Origin of the sequence: Rhizobium mayense (assembly GCF_030272705.1) — a bacterium.
In the GTDB taxonomy this organism is placed as follows: Bacteria; Pseudomonadota; Alphaproteobacteria; order Rhizobiales; family Rhizobiaceae; genus Rhizobium; species Rhizobium mayense.
Map to the genome: position 1 here is coordinate 101,639 of NZ_JARFYM010000013.1, position 26,507 is coordinate 128,145.

At 60.7% G+C, this 26,507-nt stretch carries 26 protein-coding genes; 15 read left to right on the forward strand and 11 right to left on the reverse strand.

Annotation, left to right across the window (positions count from 1 at the left end):
• Positions 1 to 103: 103 nt before the first annotated feature.
• The 3 genes from PY649_RS17595 to PY649_RS17605 all read right to left on the reverse strand — a co-directional run bounded on the left by PY649_RS17595 (position 104) and on the right by PY649_RS17605 (position 5,503).
• A complete protein-coding gene (locus PY649_RS17595) occupies positions 104 to 3,301 on the reverse strand; it encodes an efflux RND transporter permease subunit (RefSeq protein ID WP_285869872.1) in 3,198 nt (1,065 codons plus the stop codon).
• Between the two features lie 119 nt (positions 3,302 to 3,420).
• Positions 3,421 to 4,611 (reverse strand): efflux RND transporter periplasmic adaptor subunit, encoded by a 1,191-nt coding sequence (locus PY649_RS17600; RefSeq protein ID WP_285869873.1) that lies wholly within the window; start codon positions 4,609 to 4,611, stop codon positions 3,421 to 3,423.
• A 79-nt stretch (positions 4,612 to 4,690) separates the two neighbouring features.
• Positions 4,691 to 5,503, reverse strand: a complete 813-nt coding sequence (locus PY649_RS17605) for an alpha/beta hydrolase fold domain-containing protein (protein ID WP_285869874.1) — start codon at positions 5,501 to 5,503, stop codon at positions 4,691 to 4,693.
• Positions 5,504 to 5,736: 233 nt separating this feature from the next.
• On the opposite strand from PY649_RS17605, the gene PY649_RS17610 reads away from it, so the two are divergent.
• Positions 5,737 to 6,648 (forward strand): LysR family transcriptional regulator, encoded by a 912-nt coding sequence (locus tag PY649_RS17610; RefSeq protein ID WP_285869875.1) that lies wholly within the window; start codon positions 5,737 to 5,739, stop codon positions 6,646 to 6,648.
• Positions 6,649 to 6,697: 49 nt separating this feature from the next.
• On the opposite strand, the gene PY649_RS17615 is transcribed toward PY649_RS17610, so the two are convergent.
• Positions 6,698 to 7,156 (reverse strand): carboxymuconolactone decarboxylase family protein, encoded by a 459-nt coding sequence (locus tag PY649_RS17615; protein ID WP_285869876.1) that lies wholly within the window; start codon positions 7,154 to 7,156, stop codon positions 6,698 to 6,700.
• Between the two features lie 139 nt (positions 7,157 to 7,295).
• On the opposite strand from PY649_RS17615, the gene PY649_RS17620 reads away from it, so the two are divergent.
• Complete coding sequence (locus PY649_RS17620) at positions 7,296 to 8,180, forward strand: sigma-70 family RNA polymerase sigma factor (protein WP_285869877.1); 885 nt, start codon at positions 7,296 to 7,298, stop codon at positions 8,178 to 8,180.
• Positions 8,181 to 8,185: 5 nt separating this feature from the next.
• Here PY649_RS17620 and PY649_RS17625 read toward each other — a convergent pair whose 3' ends face one another.
• Positions 8,186 to 8,947 (reverse strand): AraC family transcriptional regulator, encoded by a 762-nt coding sequence (locus PY649_RS17625; RefSeq protein WP_285869878.1) that lies wholly within the window; start codon positions 8,945 to 8,947, stop codon positions 8,186 to 8,188.
• Positions 8,948 to 9,069: 122 nt separating this feature from the next.
• Between PY649_RS17625 and PY649_RS17630 the strand changes: the two genes are divergently transcribed.
• The 4 genes from PY649_RS17630 to PY649_RS17645 all read left to right on the forward strand — a co-directional run bounded on the left by PY649_RS17630 (position 9,070) and on the right by PY649_RS17645 (position 13,189).
• A complete protein-coding gene (locus PY649_RS17630) occupies positions 9,070 to 10,032 on the forward strand; it encodes a DMT family transporter (RefSeq protein ID WP_285869879.1) in 963 nt (320 codons plus the stop codon).
• A gap of 97 nt (positions 10,033 to 10,129) precedes the next feature.
• Positions 10,130 to 10,858: a GntR family transcriptional regulator gene (locus PY649_RS17635; protein ID WP_285869880.1), complete on the forward strand. Its 729-nt coding sequence runs from the start codon at positions 10,130 to 10,132 to the stop codon at positions 10,856 to 10,858.
• Between the two features lie 102 nt (positions 10,859 to 10,960).
• Entirely contained in the window at positions 10,961 to 12,241 is a 1,281-nt protein-coding gene (locus tag PY649_RS17640; protein WP_285869881.1) for a cysteine desulfurase-like protein, read from the forward strand.
• A gap of 177 nt (positions 12,242 to 12,418) precedes the next feature.
• Entirely contained in the window at positions 12,419 to 13,189 is a 771-nt protein-coding gene (locus PY649_RS17645) for an HpcH/HpaI aldolase family protein (protein WP_285869882.1), read from the forward strand.
• 10 nt (positions 13,190 to 13,199) lie between these two features.
• On the opposite strand, the gene PY649_RS17650 is transcribed toward PY649_RS17645, so the two are convergent.
• Both PY649_RS17650 and PY649_RS17655 read right to left on the reverse strand, forming a co-directional pair.
• The gene (locus PY649_RS17650; RefSeq protein ID WP_285869883.1) at positions 13,200 to 14,003 is read right to left on the reverse strand and encodes an anti-sigma factor family protein; all 804 of its coding nucleotides are present in this window, start codon (positions 14,001 to 14,003) and stop codon (positions 13,200 to 13,202) included.
• Positions 14,003 to 14,785: a sigma-70 family RNA polymerase sigma factor gene (locus PY649_RS17655; RefSeq protein WP_285869885.1), complete on the reverse strand. Its 783-nt coding sequence runs from the start codon at positions 14,783 to 14,785 to the stop codon at positions 14,003 to 14,005. Before PY649_RS17655 ends, PY649_RS17650 begins: the two co-directional genes overlap by 1 nt.
• 348 nt (positions 14,786 to 15,133) lie before the next feature.
• On the opposite strand from PY649_RS17655, the gene PY649_RS17660 reads away from it, so the two are divergent.
• The 6 genes from PY649_RS17660 to PY649_RS17685 all read left to right on the forward strand — a co-directional run bounded on the left by PY649_RS17660 (position 15,134) and on the right by PY649_RS17685 (position 20,229).
• Positions 15,134 to 16,111 carry an MBL fold metallo-hydrolase gene (locus PY649_RS17660; RefSeq protein ID WP_285869887.1) on the forward strand — a complete coding sequence of 326 codons (978 nt, stop codon included), beginning with the start codon at positions 15,134 to 15,136 and terminating at the stop codon, positions 16,109 to 16,111.
• A gap of 19 nt (positions 16,112 to 16,130) precedes the next feature.
• A complete protein-coding gene (locus PY649_RS17665) occupies positions 16,131 to 16,607 on the forward strand; it encodes a tetratricopeptide repeat protein (protein ID WP_285869888.1) in 477 nt (158 codons plus the stop codon).
• Positions 16,608 to 16,679: 72 nt separating this feature from the next.
• The gene (locus PY649_RS17670; RefSeq protein WP_285869890.1) at positions 16,680 to 17,159 is read left to right on the forward strand and encodes a DoxX family protein; all 480 of its coding nucleotides are present in this window, start codon (positions 16,680 to 16,682) and stop codon (positions 17,157 to 17,159) included.
• A gap of 209 nt (positions 17,160 to 17,368) precedes the next feature.
• On the forward strand, positions 17,369 to 18,577 hold the full coding sequence (locus tag PY649_RS17675; protein ID WP_285869892.1) for a pyridoxal phosphate-dependent aminotransferase: 1,209 nt from the start codon (positions 17,369 to 17,371) through the stop codon (positions 18,575 to 18,577).
• 79 nt (positions 18,578 to 18,656) lie between these two features.
• The gene (locus PY649_RS17680; protein WP_285869894.1) at positions 18,657 to 19,454 is read left to right on the forward strand and encodes an ABC transporter substrate-binding protein; all 798 of its coding nucleotides are present in this window, start codon (positions 18,657 to 18,659) and stop codon (positions 19,452 to 19,454) included.
• 100 nt (positions 19,455 to 19,554) lie between these two features.
• Positions 19,555 to 20,229 carry an amino acid ABC transporter permease gene (locus tag PY649_RS17685; protein WP_285869896.1) on the forward strand — a complete coding sequence of 225 codons (675 nt, stop codon included), beginning with the start codon at positions 19,555 to 19,557 and terminating at the stop codon, positions 20,227 to 20,229.
• Between the two features lie 100 nt (positions 20,230 to 20,329).
• Here the strand turns inward: PY649_RS17685 and PY649_RS17690 are convergent, their stop codons facing one another.
• Together PY649_RS17690 and PY649_RS17695 are read right to left on the reverse strand one after the other, a co-directional pair.
• Positions 20,330 to 20,845, reverse strand: coding sequence for a MarR family winged helix-turn-helix transcriptional regulator (locus PY649_RS17690; protein ID WP_285869898.1), 516 nt, complete (start codon positions 20,843 to 20,845; stop codon positions 20,330 to 20,332).
• A gap of 97 nt (positions 20,846 to 20,942) precedes the next feature.
• Positions 20,943 to 22,511 (reverse strand): phytoene desaturase family protein, encoded by a 1,569-nt coding sequence (locus tag PY649_RS17695; protein ID WP_285869899.1) that lies wholly within the window; start codon positions 22,509 to 22,511, stop codon positions 20,943 to 20,945.
• Between the two features lie 398 nt (positions 22,512 to 22,909).
• Between PY649_RS17695 and PY649_RS17700 the strand changes: the two genes are divergently transcribed.
• The 3 genes from PY649_RS17700 (at position 22,910) to PY649_RS17710 (ending at position 25,890) form a co-directional block, all read left to right on the forward strand.
• A complete protein-coding gene (locus PY649_RS17700) occupies positions 22,910 to 23,692 on the forward strand; it encodes a cyclase family protein (protein ID WP_285869900.1) in 783 nt (260 codons plus the stop codon).
• A gap of 71 nt (positions 23,693 to 23,763) precedes the next feature.
• Positions 23,764 to 25,353: a phytoene desaturase family protein gene (locus tag PY649_RS17705; protein ID WP_285869901.1), complete on the forward strand. Its 1,590-nt coding sequence runs from the start codon at positions 23,764 to 23,766 to the stop codon at positions 25,351 to 25,353.
• Positions 25,354 to 25,380: 27 nt separating this feature from the next.
• Complete coding sequence (locus tag PY649_RS17710) at positions 25,381 to 25,890, forward strand: MarR family winged helix-turn-helix transcriptional regulator (RefSeq protein ID WP_285869902.1); 510 nt, start codon at positions 25,381 to 25,383, stop codon at positions 25,888 to 25,890.
• A gap of 20 nt (positions 25,891 to 25,910) precedes the next feature.
• Here PY649_RS17710 and PY649_RS17715 read toward each other — a convergent pair whose 3' ends face one another.
• Both PY649_RS17715 and PY649_RS17720 read right to left on the reverse strand, forming a co-directional pair.
• Positions 25,911 to 26,216, reverse strand: coding sequence for a type II toxin-antitoxin system RelE/ParE family toxin (locus tag PY649_RS17715; protein ID WP_285869903.1), 306 nt, complete (start codon positions 26,214 to 26,216; stop codon positions 25,911 to 25,913).
• A complete protein-coding gene (locus PY649_RS17720; RefSeq protein WP_285869904.1) occupies positions 26,206 to 26,481 on the reverse strand; it encodes a type II toxin-antitoxin system ParD family antitoxin in 276 nt (91 codons plus the stop codon). Before PY649_RS17720 ends, PY649_RS17715 begins: the two co-directional genes overlap by 11 nt.
• Positions 26,482 to 26,507: the final 26 nt, after the last annotated feature.

Sequence of the window (26,507 nt, forward strand, 5' to 3'; positions counted from 1 at the left end):
TGGAAAATATCAAAACCAACGGGAGATCAAAAAAGATGGGCGAGACCTTGCGGTCCCACCCATAAAGTATCGGGCACTGGGGCTAACACCCGACAGGGCATTCCTATTCGGCGGCGATAGGGAGAATTTCTGCCGAATGGTTGTTATCGTTATGGTGATGCTGTTTCAGCGGACGGTTGCCTGTCAGCCTGCGGATCAGCACGTAGAACACCGGCGTCATGAAGATGCCGAAGAAAGTCACGCCGATCATGCCCGAGAACACCGCGACACCCATGGCGGCGCGCATCTCGGCGCCGGCACCGGTCGAGGTGACCAACGGCACGACACCCATAATGAAGGCCATGGAGGTCATCAGGATCGGGCGCAGACGCAGGCGGCTGGCCTCGATGGCGGCCTGAACCGGCGTGCGGCCCTCGAATTCCAGCTCGCGGGCGAACTCCACGATCAGGATCGCGTTCTTCGCCGACAGGCCGACGAGCACCACGAGGCCGATCTGGGTGAAGATGTTGTTGTCTCCACCCGTGAGCCAGACCCCGGTCAACGCCGCCAATACGCCCATCGGCACGATCATGATGATGGCGAGCGGCAAGGTCAGGCTCTCATATTGGGCGGCCAGCACGAGGAAGACGAGCAGCAGCGCCAGCGGGAAAACAACGACGCTGGAATTGCCGGCCAGAATCTGCTGGTAGGTCAGGTCCGTCCACTCGAAGTCTATGCCGGGCGGCAACGTCTCATGGAGAATCTTCTCGATCGCCGCCTGTGCCTGGCCAGACGAGTAGCCAGGTGCCGGGCCGCCATTGATATCAGCCGCAAGGAAGCCGTTATAGCGGTTCGTGCGTTCCGGACCGGTGGTGGCGTCCACCTTCAGCAGGGCCGAAAGTGGGATCATCTGGCCCGATGCCGAACGAACCTTCAACTGGCCGATATCTTCCGGCTGAGCGCGGAACTTGGCATCGGCCTGCACCCGGACGCTGTAGGTGCGGCCGAAGGCGTTGAAGTCGTTCACGTAGAACGAACCGAGATAGATCTGCAGCGTCTGGAAGACGTCGGTGACGGAGACCCCGAGCTGCTCGGCCTTGGCGCGGTCGAGATCGGCAAAGAGCTGCGGCACGTTGATCTGGAAGCTCGAGAAGATGCCGGTGAGTTCCGGCGTCTGGTAGGCCTTTGCGATCACTGCCTTGGCCGCCTGGTCGAGCGCCTGGTTACCGAGGCCGGCGCGATCCTCGATCTGCAGCTTGAAGCCGCCTGTCGTGCCGAGGCCGTTGACCGGCGGCGGCGGGAACATGGCGATGAAGGCATCCTGGATGGCGCCGAACTTCTGGTTCAGCGCCATGGCGATCGCCCCGCCCGAAAGGTCGGGCGTCTTGCGCTCATCGAAATCCTTCAGCGTGACGAACACGATGCCGGCATTCGAGGAATTGGTGAAGCCGTTGATCGACAGGCCAGGGAAGGCGATCGCATTGGCGACGCCCGGCTGCTTCAGCGCTATGTCCGTCATGCGCTTGATCACGTCTTCCGTGCGGTCGAGGCTCGCGGCATCCGGCAGCTGTGCAAAGCCGATCAGATACTGCTTGTCCTGCGACGGCACGAAACCGCCGGGAACTGTGGTGAACAGGCTGTAGGTCGCCCCCACCAGCGCGAGATAGAGCACCATGACGATGCTCTTGCGCGACACCAGGCCGCCGACGCCCTTGCCGTAGTACTTCGAACCGGCCCCGAACGCCCGGTTGAAGCCGCGGAAGAACCAGCCGAAGATGGCGTCCATGAACCGCGTCAACCAATCCTTCGGTGCATGATGGCCCTTCAAGAGCAGGGATGCCAGTGCCGGAGACAGGGTGAGCGAGTTGAAGGCAGAGATGACGGTCGAGATGGCGATCGTCAGCGCGAACTGGCGGTAGAACTGGCCGGACAGGCCGGAGATGAAGGCGAGCGGCACGAAGACCGCGACAAGGACCAGCGCGATCGCGATGATCGGACCGGAGACTTCCTTCATGGCCTTGTAGGTGGCGTCTCGCGGACTGAGGCCGTTCTCGATATTGCGTTCGACGTTCTCGACCACCACGATCGCGTCGTCCACGACGATACCGATCGCCAGCACCAGGCCGAACAGACTGAGCGCGTTGATCGAGAAGCCGAAGACATACATCACCGCAAAGGTGCCGATGATCGACACTGGAACGGCGATCAGCGGGATGATCGAGGCGCGCCATGTCTGCAGGAACAGGATGACGACGAGGACGACGAGCGCGATGGCTTCGAGCAGAGTGTCGATCACCTTCTCGATCGAGGCGCGGACGAATTTCGTCGTGTCATAGACGATCTCGTACTTGACGCCCGCCGGCATGGCCTGTTGCAGCTCGTTCATGGTCGAGCGCACGTTGTTCGCGATCTCGATCGCGTTCGAACCGGGCGCCTGAAGAACCGCGACGGCGACCGCCGGCTTGCCGTCGAGCAGCGAACGCAGCGTATAGTCTTCCGCACCGAGCTCGACGCGGGCAACGTCGCGAAGGCGGGTGATCTCGCCGTTGGCGCCCGTCTTGACGATGATGTTGCCGAACTCCTCGGGTGTGCGCAGGCGGCCCTGGGCATTCACGTTGAGCTGCAGATCCACGCCCGGCCGGCTGGGTGAGGCACCGATGATGCCGGCCGCAGCCTGGACGTTCTGAGAGCTGATCGCATTGCTGATGTCGCTGGCGGCAAGATTATGCTCGGCCGCCTTCTGCGGATCGATCCACACGCGCATGGAATAGTCACCGGCGCCGAAGACCTGCACCTGCCCGACGCCTTCGATGCGGGCGAGCCGGTCCTTGACGTTCAGGGTCGCATAGTTTCGCAGATAGGTGATGTCGTGGTCGGCCCCGTCCGAGACGAGGTTGACGACCATGATGAAGTCGGGCGAGCTCTTGACGGTCGTGATGCCGAGGGAGCGGACTTCCGCGGGCAGGCGCGGCTCGGCCTGCGAAACACGGTTTTGCACGAGCTGCTGCGCTTTGTCCGGATCCGTGCCGAGCTTGAAGGTGACCGTCACGTTGAGAACGCCGTCGGACGTTGCCTGGCTGGACATGTAGAGCATGCCCTCGACGCCGTTGATCTGCTCTTCGAGCGGCGTCGCCACCGTTTCGGCGATGACGGTCGGGTTGGCGCCGGGATAGGTGGCGCGCACGACGATCGACGGCGGCACGACCTCTGGATATTCGGAGATCGGCAGCGCTCTGAGGCCGATCAGGCCGGCGACCACGATGAGGACCGAAAGAACACCGGCAAAGACCGGGCGGTCAACAAAGAATCTGGAGATGTTCATATCAAAGCCCCCTCTGGGGAGAAAACGGATGCAAAACTCCTGTCCGGCGATTTGAGGGCCGCCGGCGGATCATGCGATTTCGGATATCGGCCTTCTCCCCACGGGCAGAAGGCGAAGTCTTATTGAGAGGTCGCGACCTTCTCGGCCAACTGCGGTGCGACGACCGCACCGGGGCGGATGCGCTGCAACCCGTTGACGACGATCTTTTCACCGACTTCCAGGCCGTTCTCGATCACTCGCTGCCCGTCGACCAGCGACCCGAGTTGGACCTGCCGGTAATTGACCTTGTTTTCACCATCAACGACGAAGACGAACTTCTTGTCCTGATCGGTGCCGACTGCGCGGTCGCTGATGACGATCCTGTTTTCAGCTTTCGGCTGACCCATGCGAACACGCACGAACTGACCCGGGATCAGACGGCCACCTTGATTGTCGAAGACCGCGCGCACCGCTATCGTGCCGCTGGCGGCATCCACCTCGTTGTCGATGAGCTGCAGCTTGCCCTTGATCGGGGTGCCATCGTCGCTGGTCGTGCCAATCTGGACGGGGATCCGCTCGACCGGCGGAGCCGCGCCGTCAGTCACCGGGAGCTGCGCGAGCGCCTCGGTGACCGTCTGTTCGCTTGCATTGAAGCTGGCGTAGATCGGATCGACCGATACCAGCGTCGTCAGCGCGGGAGAAGCGGAGCCTGCGGCAACGAGGTTGCCGACCGTGACTTCGATCTTGCCCACGCGGCCAGCGATCGGAGCGCGAACCTGCGTATAGTCGAGGTTCAGCTGTGCCGTCCGCAGGGCGGCTTGCGCTGCCTTCAGATTGGCAGCAGCCTCGGTATAATTGCTGGCGCGCGTATCCATGTCGCTCTGCGAAATCGTCTTGTTATCGGAGAGCCTCTGACCGCGGTCGACTTCGACCTTGGCGAGATTCAGCTTCGCATCAGCCGCGGCAACTTCCGCCTGCGCCTGGGCGACGGCCGCCTCATAGGGTGCCGGGTCGATCGTCACCAGCAGGTCGCCCTGCTTGACCAACGCGCCTTCGCGGAAATGCACCGACTGGATGGCGCCGGACACGCGCGGGCGCACCTCCACACGATCGATGGCTTCGAGCCGGCCGGAAAACTCCTGCCAAGTCGTGATATCGCGCGCCTCGACGGCGGCGACGGTGACGGGAATGGCCGGCTTCGCAGCCGGGGCGGCCGCCTCGGTCGCTTGCGCGCCGCGCGGCAAATCCAGATAAAAGGCTGCGCCTGCAACGGCCACAGCAACACCCATGCCGGCGCCCCACAGGGCCCAGCGCTTACCGTTGGACTTCATGTTAGTCTCTCCTTTTGATCCCGGCTTGGGACACGGGACCGAAAATTCCTATCGTCTCGACATCATCAGACTTGGTCGATCAAGCCTGCACATCTTCGACAAACTGCTTGAAACAACAGCAGACATCCTGTTGCCATGACGGCTTGTCTTTCGACTGCCCGCCATAGATGGTGGGCCAGCCCGTCCCGGCGGGAAGGACTTGCTGGCGAACACGGACGCCGGCCCCTTTCAGGCGACTGCCGTATTCCATGCCCTCGTCGCGGAGCGGGTCGTCCTCGGCCGTGAGCACCAATGCCGGCGCAAGGCCCGAAAGCCGCGAACAGTATCGAGGCGCCGCATAGGGGTGGCAGACACCGCCCAGAAAACCCAGGTAACGGTTCCAACCCTCTGTCCAGCGCTCGCGCATGCCGCTTTCCTCCGCCTGGAGGAAAGACTTCGAACCCATGAAGGGATCAAGCAGCGGCGATATCAGCACCTGTCCGTCCAGCGAACCCGGCATCTGATCGCGCGCCTTCAAAGCCACGCCCGCTGCAACATTACCGCCCGCTTCCTCACCGGCGACAAACAGCAGCGATTTTTTCGCCCCGCCCAGCGCAAGCATGTTCCGCTTGTTGCCGAGATAGGCGAGAATCCCGTAGGCACATTCCAGCACCTGCGGAAAGGCATTGTGGTTGCCGCTGCTATAATCCGCAGCAACCACGATCGCACCGGCATCCGCAAGGCTTGCGGCAACCGGTCGGTCAATGGCATGCTCGGTATCGAGAAAGGCGCCACCATGCAGATAAAGCACGATGGGTGCTGCCTTCTTCATACCTTCGCCGTTGTAGATCCGCGCTGCCACCGGCCCCGTGGGCACGTTTTCCAGCATCACATCTTTCCACGGCGCGCTCATGAACCCACATCCTTGTCTATTCGATCGAACATGATCTCTTCCGAAAGCCGTTTCTACACGTTTCGGACCATGTTCCAAATCCCGCGGCCTCAAGCGCCCCATGCCGCGTTGCAACATTCACATCCCCAACATATTGTTATTCCGTTCTGAGAATAAGTAGCCTATATTCGATCAGACTATTCACCAGAACAAACAATCGACCTCTTTTCGCACCGGTCGAAGGGTACCTTGGAATGGACCAGCTATCAGCAATGCGGGCATTCGCACGTGTGGTGGAGACAGGCAACTTCACCCGCGCCGCCACAACTCTCTCCATGCCGAAAGCGACGGTGACGACGCTCATCCAGTCGCTCGAGGCGCATCTGCACACCAAGCTTCTGAACCGCACGACCCGACGCGTCATGGTAACGACAGACGGAGCACTCTACTACGAACGTGCCATTCAGATCCTTTCCGAAATCGAGGAACTGGACGGCAGCATCAGCAATTCGCAGAGCCTGCCGAGCGGCCGTCTGCGTGTCGAAATGGCCGGCGCTTTTGCCGATAACATCGTCATGCCGGCGCTTTGCGATTTTCATAAGCGCTATCCGGACATCCATATCGATCTTGGCGTCGGCGACCGGCTGGTGGATTACCTGGCGGAGAATGTCGACTGCGCCCTGCGGGCGGGCATGCCGAGCGATCAGTCACTTATTGCCCGGCGCGTCGGAGAGGTGCACCTCGTCACCTGTGCCGCGCCTCTCTACGTCGAAAATTACGGCATTCCGGAACGGCCGGAAGAGCTGGAGAGCGGCCACCGCGCAGTCAGCTATTTTCGCGCTCAGACCGGACGGACGATTCCATTCGAATTCAATCGCGGCAACGAATCGCTGGAAATCAGCCCGCGCTACATCCTCTCGGTCAACGACAGCCGGAGCTATGTCAACGCCGCATTGATGGGCCTCGGCATTGCCCAGGCTCCGAATTTCATGGTTCGCGACGCGCTTGCAAAGGGCGATCTTATCCCCATCCTTCCCGGCTGGACGCGCAGCCCTCTGCCGCTGCATATCGTCTATCCCCCGAACCGGCACCTGAGCAACAAGGTGCGCGTGTTCGTCGACTGGCTGGCGAAATTGCTTGCTAGGTCTCGCCTCGGGGAGATTTGAGCCCCAAGACACCTTCTCCCGCGCGGGAGAAGGTGTGCGGGCGGTACCATCAGTTCCAGGAGGCTCCTGCCTGCTGCCGGACCGTCGCGTTCAAACGATTCCAGACATTGTCGACGGCAATTGAGACGATCAAAGCAGACAGTGCTTTTTCGTCATAATATTTGGCCGCCTCATTCCAGACCTCATCGCTCACGGCGTCCGGCCGATCGGCAAGCCGGGTCATCGCTTCGCCGAGTGCAAGGGCTGCGCGTTCGGCGTCCGTGAAGTAGGGCATTTCGCGCCAGGCGGAGACGCCGACGATCCGCTCGATCGTTTCTCCCGCCTTCTGCAGCTTGCGGAAACCCATATCGGTGCAGACGCTGCAGCCATTGATCTGGCTGACGCGCATATGCACGAGATCCATGGTGTTCTCGGAAACGCCGCGGTCTTTGATCGAGGCGCTGACTGCCAAGAGGGCTTGCAGGGTTTCCGGCAGGTTGACGGCGGGGTTCTTCATGCGGGCTTGCATCATTCTCTCCTTGAGATGTTTTCAGGTGAGCCCAATTCGGGTTCGATCTTGACGACACGGCCCCACGCCGATTCTTTGTCACACCAGCTTGGTTACGTTCGTCATAGGCATGACGGAACGCACGCAAGGAATGTGACCGATGGACGAAAAAAAATGGCAGGCAGAGAAATTCGAGGCAAATCGACCGCATCTGCGCGCGGTCGCCTATCGTATGCTCGGCTCGCGCACGGAGGCCGAGGACGCGGTGCAGGAGGCTTGGCTGCGGCTCGGCCGCGCGGATATCTCAGACGTCGAGAATCTCAGCGGCTGGCTGACAACGGTTACCGCCCGCATCTGTCTCGATTGGCTGCGCTCCCGCAAATCCCGGCGCGAAGAGCCGTTGACCATTCACGTCCCCGAACCGGTCGTCAGCCATGAAGCCGGCACCGGGACCGACCCGGAGCAGGACGCGCTGCTCGCCGATTCTGTCGGCCTGGCGCTGCTGGTCGTGCTGGAAAAGCTAACCCCCGCCGAGCGCCTGGCTTTTGTGCTGCATGACATGTTCGACATACCCTTCGACGACATCGCCCCGATCGTCGAACGCACGACGATCGCGACACGCCAGCTCGCCAGCCGCGCCCGCCGCCGGGTCCAGGGAGCGCCGGTTGCCGCGGAAGCCGATCTCAGCCGCCAGCGCCACGTGGTCGACGCCTTCCTGACCGCCTCGCGCGAAGGTGACATGCACGCGCTTCTTGCCGTTCTCGATCCCGACGTCGTCTTCCGTGCCGATGCAGTGGCCGCACAGATGGGGTCGCTGGCGGAAATCCGCGGCCGGTCAGCGGTGGCCGAAACCTTCCGCGGCCGCGCCCAGGGAGCCCGGTCGGCCGTCATCAATGGCGCCGTCGGTGCCATCGTCGTCCTTGGCGGACAATTGCGCATCGCGCTCCGTCTCACCGTTGGCGATGATGGCCAGATTATCGGCATCGACGCGATGGCTGATCCCGAGCAACTGCGCAAACTCGACGTGCTCGTGGTCGATCGGTGAAGGCGTCAGCGCATCTGCGTCGGGCTCGTGCCCGTCAGCCGGCGGAACATGGCGATGAAGGCGGAGGCGTTGCTGTAGCCCAGTTGCGCCGCGATCCGCCGGACCGGTTGACCGGCCTCGATCATCGCCAGCGCCGCGACCAGTTTCAGCCGCTGGCGCCACTCGTTGAATGAAATGCCGAGATCGTCGTGACAGCGACGCGAAAGCGTCCGTTCGGTCGTTTTCATCCGGCGCGCCCATTCCGCGAGGGAATGGCGGTCGCCAGGATCGGCCTGCAGCGCCCTCAGAACCGGCCCGAGCAGCGCATCGTCCGATAGCGGCAAATAGCTCTCGCTGCGCGGTGCCAAACGTATCTGATCGACCAGCACCTGCGCCAGCCGCAAATCCTCCTCGCTCTTCGGGAGAGTGATGTCGCGAGCCGCGAAATCGGCAAGGATCGCCTTCAGAAGCGGGCTGAGGCCAAGCGTTGCAGGCGCCGGCGGCAGGTCGGCACAGAGCGACCGCTCCACATAGACGGTGACATAGCGGACGTCGTGCTGGTTCCAGGCCTCGTGTAGCACATCAGGCGGAATCCAGATCGCATAATGCGGCGGCGACAGATAACGCACGCCCTGAATATCGAAATCGACCACGCCCGCGAGCGCATAGTTCAACTCGCCCCAGGCCTGGCGCTTGGCGGGAAAAACCGTGCCACCCTTATAATTCTCCGTCCGGAAGGAGACCGGCTGCGGCGGGTCTCCTTCGATGCGTGGTTCGCGCGCACTCATGTCCGTAATCCAGTACCGATGTCCGAAACTCGCTATATACCAGTAATCAGACAGCCGGTAAAAGCGGGACAACACAATCCCGACCGATCCGATCAGGCCGACCATCCGACAGGAGGACTGCCATGAGCAGCAACCCGCCCTCTCCCGCCACCTCAATTATGACAAGTGCAGCACTTGCACCGCTTTGCACCGTCCTCATCTGGTCCGGCAACACCATCGTCACCAAAGCTGCGTCCGGCGTCATCTCGCCCGGCTCGATCTCCTTTTATCGCTGGCTGCTGGCTTTCGTCGTCCTGCTGCCCTTCGTCGGTCGGGCCGCATGGCAGAACCGCGCTCTCGTCAAGCAATATTGGCTGAAGCTCGCCACCCTCGGCGCGCTCGGCATGGTCATCTATCAAAGCCTCGCCTATGAGGCTGCCAAGACCACCTCGGCCGTCAACATGGGCGTGATGTTGGCCCTGATGCCGCTGCTGTCGACGCTGCTCGCGAGCGCATTGGCCGGCGAAAAGCTGACGGCGGCCAGCCTCGCGGGCGGGGCCATCTCGCTGATCGGCCTGATTTATCTGACGTCCCAGGGCCACCCCGCAACCCTGCTGAATGGCGGCTTTCATATCGGCGACGGCCTGATGATCATCGCTGTGCTCTCCAATTCGCTCTATGGCGTGATGTTGAAGCGCTGGGCGATGCCCCTTTCCATGTGGCAGCAATTATTCTGGCAGATCGGCTTTTCAACCATTCTGTTGATCCCGGTCTTCCTGATGGGCGACATCTCGCCGATCACTTCGTCCAATCTGCCGCTGATCCTATACGCAGCCATTCCGACATCGCTGGTCGCGCCGCTCTGCTGGATGATCGGCATCCAGAAACTGGGTGCCGCGCGCACCGCCCTCCTCATCAATCTCCTGCCGGTCATCGTCGCGATCCTCGCCTGGGCAATCCTTCGCGAAGAACTGCACGCCTATCACGCCGTCGGCGGCGCGCTCGCCCTCCTCGGTGTCGGCCTCGGTCTGCGGCAGGCCAAAATCGCCAAGGGCGAGACGGAGCCGGGCGCCGATCAGGCAGCTTGGGAGACGGAAGAGATCTGACGCTCCGGTCTCTGCGTCGAAACACTTCCCATTCGGCCATCGTTCGTTCTACCATGACCGTTATGACTGGAGTCGCCTGAGCAAGAAGGAAACGAGCGTGCGCATAGCCCTGGAACCGGTGTCTTCGAGAACGACCATCCAAGAGGGCGTATATCAACAGCTGCGCAATGCGCTGATGGCCGGCAATTTCGACCCTGGCCAGACGCTGACCATCGCCTCGCTCGCCGAAACATTCGGCACCAGCAACATGCCGGTGCGCGAAGCCTTGCGGAGGCTGGCGGCGGAAAATGCACTGGAGGTCGCGCCGAACGGCTCAGCCCGTGTCCCGATCGTCACACTTGCCCGCCTCGACGATCTCTGCCGCGCCCGCATCGCCGTGGAAGGCCTGGCAGCCGAACTCGGCATTCCCAGGCTGACCGCCACCGACATCGAGACACTGGAGCGCATTGCGACAGAACAGCACGACATCGGCCGCAGCAGCAATGTCTATGAGCTTATGGAGAGGAACCAGCAGTTCCATTTCACCATCTACCGAGCCTCCGGCTCGGATGTGCTGTTGCAACTGATCGAAACCCTGTGGCTGCGTTTCGGCCCTTATATGCGCATGTTGTCAGCCTCTGTCGAACCGCTGATGCGCAGTGGCGAAATCGATCCCGCCGGCCCGCATGTCCCGATCATCGAAGCGCTGAAGGCCGGCGATTTCGCCCGCGCTCGCGATGGCGTCGTCGCCGATATCCGACGCACCCATGAGATCCTGCGCGACTATTGCCCGGCAACGGAAGACGAACCGCGCGCCAAGGGACCTGCCTCCGCACAGCGGCGATAAGACATCCCGGCAGGGGTGATGAATTTAGTTGAACCCTCAAATATTTTGTGATCAAATGATCATGATAGTAGTTCTGAACCCTAAATTTGCAGCGAGATCATCATGAGCGCCTCCCCTTCCCCATTGAAATTTTCCGGCCAGAACAGCTTCCCGGTCGATGAAGTCCGCGCCATGTTTCCGGCTATTCGCAAGGCCGGCGATTTCGTATTTCTCGACAATGCCGGCGGCGCGCAGGTACCGCAGACGGTGGTCGACGCGGTTGCCAACCATCTCATCGATTACAACGTCCAGCGCATGGCGAAATACCAGCACAGCCAGGGCGTCGACCGCAATCTGGACGAAGCGCGCGAGAGCGTCGCTATGTTGGTCAACGCTTACCGACCCGAAGAAATCTCCTTCGGGCAGAACGCCACGTCCTTCATCCGCCTGGTAAGTCTCGGCATCGCCAAACTGCTCGGCGAGCGCAACGAGATCGTCATTACCGACATGGACCACGACGCCAACATCGCCACCTGGCTGGCGCTGGAGGCCGATGGCGCCAAGATCGTCTGGTGGCGCATGCGCGAAGACGGCACGCTGCACACCGAAGACTTGAAGCCGCTGCTGAACGACAAGACCCGCCTCGTTGCCTGCACCGTGACTGCCCACTCCATCGGCACGATCGTCGACGTCGCCACAGTGGGCAAGCTGGCGCATGCGGCCGGCGCCGAGGTCTTCCTCGATTGCGTCCACTACGGCCCGCATGGCCTGATGGACGTACAAGCCTGGAATTGCGACTATCTCGTCTGCTCGGGCTACAAGAATTTCTCGCCGCACATGGGCTTCCTCTGGGGCCGCTATGACGCGCTGGTCAAGCTGCCGACCTTCAAGGAAGACTTCATTCCGGACGTGCCGCCCTACAAGATCGAAGTTGGCACCTTCACCTATGAAAACGTCGCCGGCATGAACGCCGCCGTCAAATATCTCGAGGCCCTCGGCCTCCGCTTCCTGCCCGCTGGCACGCATACCCGCCGCGAAGCGCTTGCCGCCGCTATGGGCGCGATCCGCGAATACGAGCTGATGCTGTCCCGTGAGATGATCGCAGTTCTGAAGCGTCACGGCGCAGTGATCTACGGTATTTCCGACGAAGCCAGGCTCGAACAGCGCGTGCCGACCATCTGCTTCAACATGCCGGGTATCACGCCGCAGCAATTCGCCGCCGAAATGGGCGAAGCCCGTATCGGGCTGCGCGACGGTCACATGTTCGCCCCGCGCTTGATGAAACGTCTCGGCCTATCCATGGAAACCGGCGCGATCCGTGTATCCCTGGTACACTACAACAAGGTCGAAGAAATCGCCCGCTTCGAAAAAGTGCTTACCGAAGTCATGGCGCGGCATAAGTAAGCCGCGTATGAGCGGTGGCGGGCGCCCGAACAACTCCGCCACCGCAACGCTCCCTGTCGGCCTCAGCTGACAGGGAGGCCTGTAAAATACTTCAAGCCTAAAGTGGATTGCTGCTTCGCAGATCTGTATTTTCAGTCTATCCGTCTTCGCAGAGATCGTTGGAGAGCGAAGAAATTCATGGGCAATTTCCGCAAAAACTGCATCGAGAAAAAACTGCTCATCGGCACCTTCGCCGCGATTCCGCATCCGGTTGCCATCGAGGTCACGGCAGCGGCCGGCGTCGATTTCCTTTGCATCGATTGGGAACATTCGCAGATCGGCCGCGAGCGTATCGAGGACCTGATCCGCGCCGCCGATGTCCATCGTGTTCCCGCAATGGTCCGTGTGCCCGGCCATGCGCCTGAAGCCATCGCCTCGGTGTTGGACGCAGGCGCGGCGGGCGTTCTGGTGCCGCGCGTGTCGACGGCGGCGCAAGCGAAGGCCGCGGTTCTTGGGACGCGATATCCGCCGATCGGCGAACGCGGTGTCGGCCCGGGCCGGGCGGCGGCCTACGGCTATCGCATTCCGGATTACCTCGCCAAGGCCAATGCCGAACTCGTCCTCGCCGTCCAGGTCGAGACGGCCGAGGGGCTCGCCAATATCGCAGAGATTGCCGCGGTCGATGGCATCGACGTCATCTTCATCGGTCCCGGCGACCTCTCCGTCTCGATCGATGCGATGGGCCCGGCCGGCAAGGACAAACTCACCGACGCCATCGAGACCATCGCGAAAACCGCACTTGCCGCCGGGCGCACGGTCGGCATTTTCCGACCGTCGTCGGACGATATCGCAGCCTGGTCAGCAGCGGGCATCAGCTTCTTCCTGTTGGCCAGCGACACCATGTTTCTCGGCGCCAGCCTTGCTGGCGGGGTTGCCCAGGCGCGACAGCAAGGCGCAGCGAAACCATAGAATCGCCGGGCTAAAGACCCGCTGCTTTCGAAAAATTATCGCGGAATGCAGCAAGATCAGGCGAGGCGACATCAGAAACCGCCCAGAAGACCAGCCCGCCGCCGGACCATTCGAAGAGATTATATCCGTCGTGCATCGTCTCGCTCTGCGCGACCTTCTCGCCCGGCCAGACAAAGAGATTGATGACGTGACCATGGCGGCGATAGACGAGCGCCGCCACGACCCGGCCATCGATATAATCCACCCGCCCGCCGATCAGCGGAAAACCGGCCGCCGTAAGGTCGACCACCGGCGGCGAGAAATCGATCTTGCCATTGAACCAGGGCTTGACCGTGTGCTGATCGGATGTCTCCACATCGACCAGATGGTTGGCGAGCATGGAACGCACATGACTGGCGAGCAACTCGTTCTGGATGGGCGCGCTTGTCTGCGGATTGCCAAGCACCAGCATCAGACTTGCCGCAAGGACGGCCAGCGACGGTATGAAGCTCCATTGCCCGAACAATTGCAGGCCACGCCACCACACGCTCTCGCGGCGCCGCCTCTGCGAAGCCGGAGCCTGTCGCCGGGCCTCTTCAAGAGAAATGGCGGTCATGATGTGCGCGCGAACCTCATCCGGAGCCTTCCACTTCACATCATCGCGGCCGACGACCCGCTTCATGTCTTTGAGCCCCTCCAGGGTGGCGGTGCAATCCTGGCATGTCGCAAGATGCTGTTCGAACTGTATCGTGTGGACCGCATCGAGTTCGTCATCCACATAGCTGTGCAGGATCGTTTCCCATTCAGGGCAGCCTTCCAGGGTTTTCCCGCTCATCATGCGACCCCGCCTTTCTCGCCCAGCTGCCATGCCTCGCCGAATTCACGTCTCGCCCTCGCGAGCCGCGACATGACGGTTCCGATCGGCACGTCGGTTATGTCTGCGATCTGGCGATAAGACAGATTTTCCAGCTCTCGAAGCACGAGAACCTCCCGTGACAGGTCCGGAAGAGAGTTGACGACTTGGCGGACCCGCAGCGACTCCGTCTTGCGGATCAAGGCCGCCTCGGGTGAATCCTCTTCAGAGGCAACGTCATGAGCGTCCGCGTATGGCTGATCGTCGTCCTTCGCTTCGCTCGCCATCATCGCCGTCTCGTACCGCGCCTTGCGCCGGCCTTCGCTCAGCCAGACGTAGTAACAGTTCCGGACAATGGCAAACATCCAGGCGCGGGGCTCGCCGCCGCGATAGCCATCGAAGTTGCGGTAGGCACGCAGAAAGGCTTCCTGCACGATATCCTGCGCCGCATCAGCATCCCGGCTCAAAAACCGCGCGAAATTATAGGCGGCATCCAGATGTGGAACGACGGTATTTTGGAACCGCAGCATCAGGTCACGTGACGCCGGTGAAACGCTTCCGAGACTCTCCTGATGCAGCGCTTGCAGCATCGGACCCGCCGCATCTATGGCGACGGCGGAGCAGGTCTTAGCGAACACCGCGACGAATTGCCGAACAAAGGCGACCACTCCTCGTATCGCGATCGGCCGACTGAACGCTGAAACGAGACCCGGCGGCGGCCGACCATCAAACGTGGAGAAGGCGAAATGGATATCCGTCGTCATGATCCCTGCATTGCTCCAGCGCCGGTTCCGGCCGGGCCAGACCCTGACCGCGGACGTTGCTCTTCACTCTCCAGATCGATTCAAACGGCGTTTTATTCTCGCGGCCTGCAAATATTTTTCGTCAGCGACCGCGACGGGCTGCAATATTCCCGTCGCGTGCTCCACTGTGCACCCGTCGAAGCGGCGGCGCCAGTAGAATTAGCTCAAACATATCAAAATCTTATGAGAAAGATGCCATGAACAGGGAATAATCCGCCAACGCCGGCGATCTCCTTCGACAGCGGAGGCATTGATTGACCCCTGTCCTCCGCTTCGCGTGGCGATGCCACTCAAAGAGGAGACAAGACGATGTTGAACATGACGCGCCGCACCGTTCTCAGCTCGGCCGCCGCCGCTGCCGCTTTCGGCCTGTCGGCGAGACTGGAATTCATCCCATCACTTGCACTAGCCGAAACACCGTTGGAGCCGACCGTCGGCTTCTATCGCTACAAGGTCGGCGATGTCGAAGTCACCGCCATTTATGACGGCATATGGCGCAAGCCGCATGATCCTGCCTTCATAAAGAACGCTTCCATCGAGGATACCAAGCAAGCCTTGGCCGCGGCAGGCCAAACCACAGAATTCATGCCGATCCCCCTCACCGTCGTCGTCCTGAAGATCGGCGACCGGCTGGTCATGATGGACGCAGGCTCCGGCGTCGGCCAATGGCAGGCCAATGCCACCCATCTGCCGGCCAACATGGCCGCCGCCGGCATCGATTACAAGAATATCGACACGGTAATCATCTCGCATTTCCATCCCGACCATGTCTGGGGCCTGATGGAAAAAGGCACGAATGCTCCGGTTTTCGCCCATGCCGAGATCATCACCAACGCCGACGAATATAATTGGTGGACGGCGCCCGGCCGCGTCGACACGCTGGCAGCAGGCCGCAAGGACGCCGGACGCCGTATCGCGGATGTCTTCCCGAAATGGCAAAACTGGAAGCTGGTCGGCGACGGCGCGGAAGTCGCCCCTGGCGTTCACCTCGTCTCCGCACCCGGTCATACGCCCGGCCATTCCACCTTCCTCGTCGCCTCCGGCAAGGAGCAGCTTCTGGTCTCGGCCGACATCATGTACGTGCCGGCATTGCTCGCTCCCCATCCGGATTGGCAAGGCAGCTACGACCAGGATGGACCGGCAGCTATCGTCACGCGGCGCAAGCTGATCGACCGCATCATCGCCGACAATATCAAGATTTGCGGTTCGCATTTCCCCTTCCCGGGCTCCGGCACCTTCGTGAAGGACGGCAACGCCTACGGTTTTACCCCAACGACACAAGCCTGACGGCTAAAGGAGACATATCATGATCAGATACGCAATCTTTGGCGCCGCCAGCCTATGTGCGGTCGTCATCATTCCCGCAGCCGCGGCTCTACCGGCCTTTGCCGTCGACAACATGGAAACCACGGATGCGCCGGACTTGACCTCCGTTCGCGCCAAGATCGACGCAAAGGATTACCAGGGTGCATTGGCCGAACTTCGCGATCTGGCCGAGGATCACCAGCAGGCGGACGTCTACAATCTGCTGGGCTTCACGCTTAGAAAGACGGGCGATTTCAAGACCTCGCTGACGTACTATACCAAGGCGCTGGAGCTGCAGCCCGATCACAAGGGCGCCCGCGAATATCTCGGCGAGCTCTATGTCGAGACCGGCAACATGGACAAGGCCAAGGAACAGCTGGCGACGCTGAAGCAACTTTGCCCAAGCGGCTGCGAGGAGCTGGAGGATCTGCAAAAGGCAATCGACGACAAAGCTGCCACAACCAAGGCTGCGAATTAACCTGAGACCCACGCGTGCGCCTGTGACGCAAACGACGCCTTGCAGGCGCACCGCCCCAATGGGAGGTGACACATGGACTATTCGGAAAATGCAAATGTCGTGCATCCAATGGACATGACGCTTCTGGCCGGTCGGCTGCTGATGGCCTGGATATTCCTGCATGAGAGCATGGCGCTGGCGTTCAATTTCGATGCCGCGGTCAACGCTATGGCGAAGCTTGGCGTTCCCGAACCGCTGCTCGTCGCGGTGATCGCCTTGCAGCTTGGCGCCGGCCTTTCCCTGGCGCTCGGCTTGCTGACCCGCCTCGGCGCCTTGTCGCTTGGGCTGTTCTGCCTGTCTACGGCACTGATATTCCACACGGATTTCGCCAGCCACAACGAGATGCTGCATTTCGAAAAGGACTTGGCCATCGCCGGCGGCATGTTCGTTCTGGTGACAACAGGCGCCGGCGCACTGTCGGTGGATCGTTTTCTCGAACGCCACATCTTGGCCTCGAGCAACGACAAGTCCCCACGGCCGCTGCGCCGCGCAATAGAAAAAGGGATCCTCTGAACGTGCAGCCAATATCCATCCGCGTGAAATCCCTGCCGAAAACAGCCTCAACCGGGCTGTTTTCGGCATTTCCACCGATTTTTTAAGCTTAAAACTTTTTCCTTGAAATGCGTCTCGTTTTGGATAACCATCCAAAAATGAAGGGCGACCTGAACGCCGTCATTCGCGACGGAACGCCCTTTTGACATCAGGCTTCCAGGGAAAGTTCTTTGTCTCTTCTGCCACCGCACAGCTTGTCCGAGAAGACACACAGCCGCAACGCCTTCGAAGGCATCCGCGCCCAGATCCGTGACTTGCGCACCGATAATATCGCCGTGCTTGCCAAGCGTGCTCGTGAGCTCGGCGGCGTTATCCCGCTATGGTTCGGCGAAGGCGACATGGTAACGCCGGCCTTCATCCGCGATGCCGCCAAGAAGGCGCTCGACGACGGTCAGACCTTCTATGTCCCGAACATGCGCGGCCTTCCGGCGCTCAACGAGGCCTTGTCCGACTATCAGACCCAATGGCATGGCCGCCCGATCCCGATTGAGCGCACTACCGTCGCGCCCGGCGGCATGCAGGCGCTCTACATGGCATTGGAGCTGCTGGTCGACGTCGGCACCAATGTTGTCTACGTCGCGCCGCAATGGCCGAACATCCATAATGCCATCCACCTAATTGGCGGTGAACCGCGCCCTGTGTCGCTGGATTTCGACACGGATTGGCGGCTCGACCTCAACAAGCTCTTCGCGCGCTGCGATGCCCGTACCCGTGCCATTTTCCTGTCAACGCCGGCCAATCCGACCGGGTGGACCGCGACACGCGAGGAAATGCAGGCGTTGCTAGATTTCAGCCGCCGCACCGGCATCTGGATCATTTCCGACGAGGTCTATGCGCGTCTCTATTTCGACGGCGAGATCGCACCGTCGATCCTCCAGGTGGCCGAAGATGGCGACCGGGTGATCGCCGTCAACAGCTTCTCCAAGGCCTGGGCAATGACCGGTTGGCGCATCGGCTGGCTCACGCACCCGTCAGACATCGCCGATCAGCTCGGTGCGATGACGCAATATGTCAACAGCGGCACGTCCGCGATGATCCAGGCGGGTGCCGCCGCCGCCATATGCGAAGGCGAGCCGCTGGTTGCCGAAATCCGTGCTAGAATCAAGGCCGGCCTTGATCTCGCTTACGAAAAACTGCCGCAGATACCGGGTATCATCCTTCCGGAAAAGCCGCGCGGCGGTATGTATGCTTTCTTCGCGCTTCAGGGCGAAGCCGATGCCACCGCGGTCTGCGAGCGCATTCTTGAAACGGCGCGCGTTGGCCTGGCGCCCGGCTATCATTTCGGGGAATCGTCGCGCGCATTCCTGCGCATGTGCACATTCCGCGATACCGAACAGATGCGTATCGCGCTCGACCGTATGGTCGACGCCATGAGATGACGGCCCGCGATAAGGCGCGGACCGGCAATACCCGCAGGCACGAGGCGCCCGCGGTCATAACCAGAGGGAGACAAACCACATGAATTTTACCCGTCGTAATCTACTGGTCCTTGCGACCGTCGTCGGCATGGCCGGCGGAAGTCATTTTGCCTATGCCGCCGACGTGCTGAATGTCGGTTCCTATCCGAACAACCCGCCCTTCGAATACAAGACCGCCAATGGCGGCTTCGAAGGCTTCGAGGTCGATGTCGTCAACGAAGCGGCCAAGCGCGCCGGCATGACGACCAACATCGCCGACTATGGCTTCCAGGCCCTGTTCGCGGCAACGAGCTCCAAGCGCATCGACGTGGCGATCTCGTCCATTACCATCACGCCGGAACGTTTGAAGTCGCAATCCTTCACGCAGCCCTTCTATGACTCCGACATGGGCGTTGCCGCCAAGGAAAGCAGCTCGATCAAGTCGCTCGCCGATCTGAAGGGCGCGGTCGTCGGCGTACTCTCCGGATCGACCGGCGAAAAATGGGTCAATGACAACAAGGCCGCAAAAGGCTTCGCCGACGTCAAGGGCTACAACTCGCAGCAGGACATGTTCCTCGATCTCGGCGCCGGCCGTATCGACGCCGTCGTCAGCGATATCCCCGGCATGCAGTATCTCTTCATCAAGACAAAGGGCTTTGCCATCAAGGACCGGATCAAGACCGGCGAACAATACGGCCTGATGATGACCAAGGACTCGCCGCTCGTCGCCAAGATCAACGATGCCATCACTGCAATGAAGAAAGACGGCACGCTGGAAAAGATCCACGAAAAGTGGTTCGGCAGCAAGGCTCCCGCCGGCTCCTCCACCGTGACCGAAATGCCTATCCCCAAGGCGTGATCAAAAGATCATTTCCTGGAGCATATTTTAACGCCGGCCGTCTCGGCCGGCGCAATTGTGATAATAGACCTTCATCTTGTTTCGCCTAATGGGAGTGCCAATGTCGCTCGTCGATACCTTCTTCAACTCCGACGTCATGATTTCGGCCTTCCCTCAACTTCTGCATGGTCTCTGGATGACCCTGGCGCTGGGCGTTGTGAGCATCGTCATCGGCGTTCTGGGCGGCCTCATCGTCAGCCTGATCCGCCTCTATGCGCCCAAGCCGTTCCAGCTGCTGATGGTCGCCTATATCGACATCATGCGCGCCATGCCGATGCTGGTGGTTCTGATCCTGATCTATTACGCCCTGCCCTTTGTCGGCATCAGCTTTTCCGCCTGGTGGTCCGCGATCCTGGGCTTCTCCATCGTGCTTGCCGCCTATTCGGCGGAAGTCTTCCGGTCAGGCATCGAGAGCGTGCCGCGCGGCCAGTTCGAGGCGGCTGCCGCACTTGGCATTCCCTTCCTGATAACGCTATACAAGGTCGTGTTGCCGCAAGCGATCCGCATCGTCATCCCGCCGACCACCAGCAACTGCGTCTCGATGTTCAAGGATACCTCGCTTGCCTCGACCGTGGCACTACCGGAGCTTTTGAAAGAGGGGCAGAATGCGCAGGGCTTCTATGCTAACCCTTCGCCGCTGATCATGGCCGCGCTGATCTACATCATCCTGCTCTGGCCGATGGTGCGCCTGGTGAGCGTGCTCGAAAAGAAATTCAAGAGCGAGAAGGCGCACTGAAGCAATTCCAGGAAAACTGCGCGGCGGTATTCCAGGAGGTGTGAAAGAACAAAGAGATAGAGCGAGCCCGTGAAAAGCTGAACCGCTCGAGACGCTGCGATCAATCGAAGGCAGCGCCCGAAAGGTGGTTGTTCACAGACGACTTCACCCCGCCGATATCCCTCCAGAGTTCGGCTATGATGGAGGGATCGACGTCGCCCATCATGTCTCGCAACCAGCCTTCATGGGCGGCAGCCATGGCCGCGAAGAGTTCCTCGCCCTTTTTCGTCAGCTTTGCGACCGTTACGCGCCGGTCGCCGTCGGGCGTCTCGCGCAGCACCAGGCCATCCGTTTCCAACCGCTCCACCAGTCCCGTTACATTGCCGTTGGTAACCATCGTGCGCTTGGAGAGTTCACCGAGCCGCAGACCGTCGCGTTCGCGATAGAGCTGCGCCATCAGGTCGAATTGCGGAAGCGTTGCACCGAATTCGTTGCGCAGGCGGCGGCGGATTTCCTGCGATATCAGCTTTGTCGTCGACAGCATGCGTAGCCAGAGACGCAGCTCCTGCTTTTTGCCCTCTTGCGTCCCCTGGACGATGATTTCCAGATCGACGATTCCACTCTCGGACTCAGTCATGATGTCAGCTCAATTACCGCGTTGCGATTTCATATGTGAACGGTCTACGGAGCAATATTTCAAATGTCAAAGGTTTACGCATCAAGCCCGAAAAGGTTCACTTCGCCAGCATTTTCCCCAGCAAAAAGCCGGAGCCGGCGCCCGTGCCCGCACCCGGCCAGGTAGAAGCGCCACACATATAGAGCGAACCCACGGGTGTCTTGTAGCGCGAATAGCCGGCGACCGGGCGAAACAGGAAATTCTGGTCGAGATGGTGACTGCCGGCAAGATTGTCGCCGCCGATCAGATTGGGATTTTCACGCTCAAGATCGACGGGGGAAAACACTGACCGGCCCAAAATCTTGCCGCGCAGGCCCGGCGCGTAGCGCTCGATAATGTCGAGCACGCGCTCGGCATAGGCATCCTTGATCTCGTCCCAGCCCCGCCCGTTGATCTCACCGGCCGCATCGCGACTGAACTCGGCAGGCAACACACGCACCTGCACCCAGAGGACATGCTGGCCGTCCGGCGCACGCGACGGATCGATCGCGGTCGGCTGACCGACCACCAATGCCGGCTCGGCCGGCAGAAGCCCGCCCATTGCCTCTGCATAGACGCGCGACATCATCTCCATGTCTGGCGCGATATGGACATAGGCGAATGTCTTGAGCTCCTTGCCTGCTGTCCAATCCGGCAGGCCGGAAAGCGCCAGATGGATCATCATAGTGCCGGGACCGGCGCGGAAGCGTGCAAGCTTCTGGTCGAACTCCTGACGCGATGCATCCTGATTGAGAAGCTTTCCGAACAGGATCTGCGGATGGATATTGGCGATAACAGCGCGCTTGGCTTCATAACGGCGTCCGTCGGCCAGCAATACGCCGGTCGCCTTGCCGCCGGAGGTGATGATCTTGTCGACACGCGTGCCGAGCATCAGCTCGCCACCTTTGGCTTCGAGCACGCCGACCATCGCCTTGACGATCGTATCTGCGCCTCCCTTGCCGATCACCATGCCGAAGGCTTGGTTGGCCATCGATTCTAGATAGGGAAACAGCGCGCCGCCGGCGACATCCGGCGCGAAATCGAGATGCAGGCCCCAGGCTGCCATCATCGTCTTGAGCTTGGCGTTTTGGAACCGTGCATCGAGAAAATCGCGCGGCGAAGCAAACAGCATCCTTGCGGTGTCACAGAGCCAGCCTGCTCCCTTTGCCCGCCACGCCTTCCAGACGACTTTTGCCGCGGCGGCCGACGGCATGGGCGCGCCGAGCAGGCCGAAAATATGCGGCGCGTCCGACCCGAAGTCCGACAACATGGCGCGCCACGCCGCGGCGTCCTGCGGCGAAATATCGGCGATCGCACCCGTGGTCTTTTCCAGATCGGTGCTGACGCCGAGATGGGTGCCGTTGCGGAAGACGCTGGCAAAGCAATCGGCTGCCGGCACGAAGCCGAGACCTGCGGCGGTCAGCTCATTCTCATACTGCGCGAAAAAGGCGGAGCCGGCGAACATCGAGAGGTTCATGGCGCAGAGGTCATGCCGGAAACCTGGCAGTGTCACCTCACGGGTTTTCACCGCACCACCTGGCTCGGCGTTGCCCTCGATGACGGCGACCTTCCAGCCCTTCGCCGCCAGATGCACCGCCGCCGCCAGGCCATTGTGACCGGCACCTACAATGATCGCATCATAGCTCATTGATTGATCCCTCTTATATCGTGATTATTATTGCCACATGCATACATTTTGAGCTTTAAGCTTCAAGTACCTGCGGCGGAAAATCGCTACGAACGACCACAACCAGATGTCGTTTTCGCAGGAAAATAGCGCAAAAATAGCCTTTATTTTCTAGAAATTGCATGAGTTGCATGTGCAGATGGCCTGTGCCATTTTTGGCGCTTGGGACACCGGCGGAATGCTTGCATTATCATATATTGTGACATAGGCTCACCCTCATCCTGTCGCCGCTGCACAGCTTCACGATGTGAGGAATCGCGCTGTGCGCTCGGCGGTAACGGCTTTCGAACTTGGTCCTGAATCGAAGATCCCAGCAGGGTTTTTCGGACAGGGCCACGTCAAACTAAGGGGAACCCAACATGACCACCAATACTCTTGCCAGCCTAGCGACGGCCCTCGTTTCGGGCTCCATCAAGGTCGTCGACCTGACAGCGCCGCTCGGCCCCGAAACGCCTGTGCTCTACCTGCCGCCGCAGTTCGGCAAGAACACGCCGTCGGTCAAAGTGCACCAGATTTCCGAATATAACCAGGACGGTCCGTTTTGGGCCTGGAACTGGCTGGAACTTGGCGAACACACTGGCACGCATTTCGACGCGCCCTGCCATTGGATCACCGGCAAGGACAATCCGAACAATACGACCGACACCATCCCACCGCAGAACTTCGTCGCCCCTGTCAATGTCATCGACCGCTCGAAAGAAGCTGCGGCCAATCCCGACTATCTGCTGACGGTCGACAGCATCAAGGAATGGGAAGCCGAGCACGGCGCCATCGAAGCCGGCACCTGGGTGCTGCTGCGCACCGACTGGTACAAGCGCAACGGCTCGTCCGAAACCTTCCTCAACGCTGATGAAAACGGCCCGCATTCGCCAGGCCCGACGGCAGAAGCCATCGAATATCTGCTGAGCAAGGGCATCATCGGATGGGGTTCGGAAACAATCGGTACCGATGCTGGTTCCGCTGGCGGCATGACCCCGCCCTTCCCGGCTCACAACCTGATGCACAAGAACAACCGCTACGGTCTCGCCAGCCTCTCGAACCTCGATCAGCTTCCGGCCAAGGGCGCCGTGCTGATCGCCGCGCCGTTGAAGTTCGTCAAGGGTACCGGCTCCCCGGTGCGCGCGCTGGCCTTGATTGCCTGATGAACTTAAAGGGTCAGAGCGCGAGGACGCTTTGACCCTTTCTTGCATTCCTCTTTGCCCAGGGCGGCGGCATGAGCGACTATGACTACATTATCGTCGGCAGCGGCATCAACGCGCTGGTCGCGGCCGCCATGCTGGGAAAGAAGGACCGCAAGGTGCTTGTCCTTGAGCGCAACGACCGCATCGGTGGTTGTCTGCGCAGCGAGGAGATCACCGAACCGGGCTTCATCCATGATATCATGGCAACAACGATGGTGCTGTTCCTGACCTCGCCTGCCTATGGCGCCATCGGCAAGGATCTGGAAGCCCGAGGCCTCGAATTCGCTCATGCGGATCTGCCGACCGGTGTGCTGAGGCCGGACGGCTCGCACGTCATCTTCTCGAAAGACCGGCGCCGCAACATCGCCACCTTCGATGAGCTGTCGCTCGGCGACGGCCAGACGTTTCTGCGCGAGATGGATGCGCTCGCCGCCGATGCCCCCTTCCTGTTTTCGTTGCTCGGCGGCGCGCTATGGTCGGGCCCGACCTTGAAGATCGTCGCCAAACAAGGTTGGAATCGCGGCCTGCGCAAGCTCGCCGCCTGGTTCGGCAATGCCCTGACGCCGGCGCGCGGTTACCTAGAAACCACCTATCGTTCCGAAGATATTCACGCACTCTGGGCGCCCTGGGTGCTGCATTGCGGCCTCGGGCCGGAAAGTGCCTATTCGGCTGAGATGGTGAAGGTCATCGGCTTTGCCCTGGAACTCGCCGGTGCGCCCATTGTCAAAGGCGGCGCGGGCGCGCTGCTGACGGCCTTCGAACGGCTGATCACGGACAATGGCGGCGAGATCCGCACCAGCGCCGATGTCGAAAGCATCACCCCCGGTCCCGGCGCGCGCGCCGGCGGCGTCAAGCTCGCCGGTGGCGAAGCGCTGAAGGCCAATGCGGGTGTCATCTGCTCGGTGACGCCGAATCAGCTCTACGAGCGGCTGATGAAGGACTGGCCGGCGCCGCTTCCTCCTGACGTCAAGGCCAGCGTTGCCCACTATCGTTATGGCAAGGGCAATATGCAAATCCATTACGCCCTATCCGAACCGCCACGCTGGAAGGCCGACGCGGAACTTGGCAAGGTCGCGCTTCTTCATTTGACGCCCGGTCTCGACGGCGTTTCGCGCGCCGCCAATGAATGCGAACGGGGGCTGCTGCCGGCTGAACCGACCGTCTGCGTCGGCCAGCCCGCCTCTTTCGACCCCAGCCGTGCGCCGGAGGGCAAATCGATCCTTTGGCTGCAGCTTCCCGAAGCGCCGCGGCATATCAAAGGCGATGCGGCGGGCGAAATCGCAATACCGGCCGACGGCCGTTGGACGGAAGAGGTGCGCGAGCGCTACGCCGATCGCATCGAGTCGCTGCTCGAAAGCCATATCGAGAATTTCTCCGGCATTAAGCTCGCCCGGCGCTGCTATTCACCGGCCGATCTCGAAGCCATGAACATGAATCTTGTCGGTGGCGACCCCTATGGCGGCTACTGCGGCATCGACCAGTTTTTCCTCTGGCGCCCCTTCAAGTCGTCTGTTAACCACCGCACCCATGTCGCAGGCCTACACCACATTGGTGCGTCGGCGCATCCCGGCCCGGGACTTGGCGGAGGCTCGGGTTTCCTGCTTGCATCATCGTTAAAATAATAAGGTTCCACGGGGAGATATCGTCCAATGGAGGAGCGGTTTTCAGGCACGGTTTTACGGCGACGCAGCCAGGAGGACACCGAGAAGCGTCCGACCATGGGCGAAATCGGACTCAACCACTTCGCCCCCTATCTGATGAACCGGCTGATGGCCCGCTGGAACGTCAACATGTCGGAAGAGCTGCGCGAATATGACATGACGACCGCGAAGATGCGAGCGCTCGCCGTCCTCAGCGTCTCTTCCTCGGTCACCATCAACGAACTCTCCGTCTTTGCCGTCACCGAACAATCGACGATGAGCCGCACCCTGGACTCCCTGGAGCAGCAAGGTTTCATCCGCCGTCAGCCGCGCGTCGAGGACATGCGCATCCGCGACGTCTCCATCACCGAAGAAGGCCGCGCCGCCTTCGAAAAGGTCTGGCCGACCATGTACGATCTGTTTCTGCAGATGTTCGATGGCGTGGAGGAGACGGAATACCGGGCATTCATCTCGACGCTGCACAAGGTGCTGCACAATATCCGCAAGCATGAGATTTGAGGAACGAAGTTGGCGATTGGTTAGTCTGGCGACCAATCTTCCGGAAAGCTTTGCCCACCATAAAGCACACGTAGAATACGTACAGTGTCGGCTTCGGCCATGAACGCAATCGACACCCGGCGTTCGAAACCTATAATTCTGATGCCCGGGAGGAGATCATTGCGAACGGTGCCACGTTCTGGGAAAACTGTTAGCGCCTGACAGGAAGCTTCTAACCGATCGAGATATTCGCCAGCCAGTCTGTGATCAGTCTGTTTTGCAATGTAGTCATAGAGCGCCTTGAGATCGGCTCTCGCCGCCGGTCTGAAGACAATCCTATGAACCACGCTTATCGGCTTTCATCTGTTCTAGGTGGTAAGCACGTAGCTCCGCGAAGACGTCGTCAGCCGGGATGTCCGCAGCAGGATCTTCCAGCGCCTCGCGAATTTTGGCTCGCATTACTGCGTTAACCGCCGCTTCCTCACGATCAAGGGCACGTAACGCAGCACGAACGACTTCGCTGGCAGATTCATATGCACCTGACTCGAGACGTGCGTCCAAAAGATGCTGTTGCTTTCCAAGCGTGACTGTAATGGGCTTGCTTGTGCGCATAGCGGATATCCTCAACTGTCCGCTAT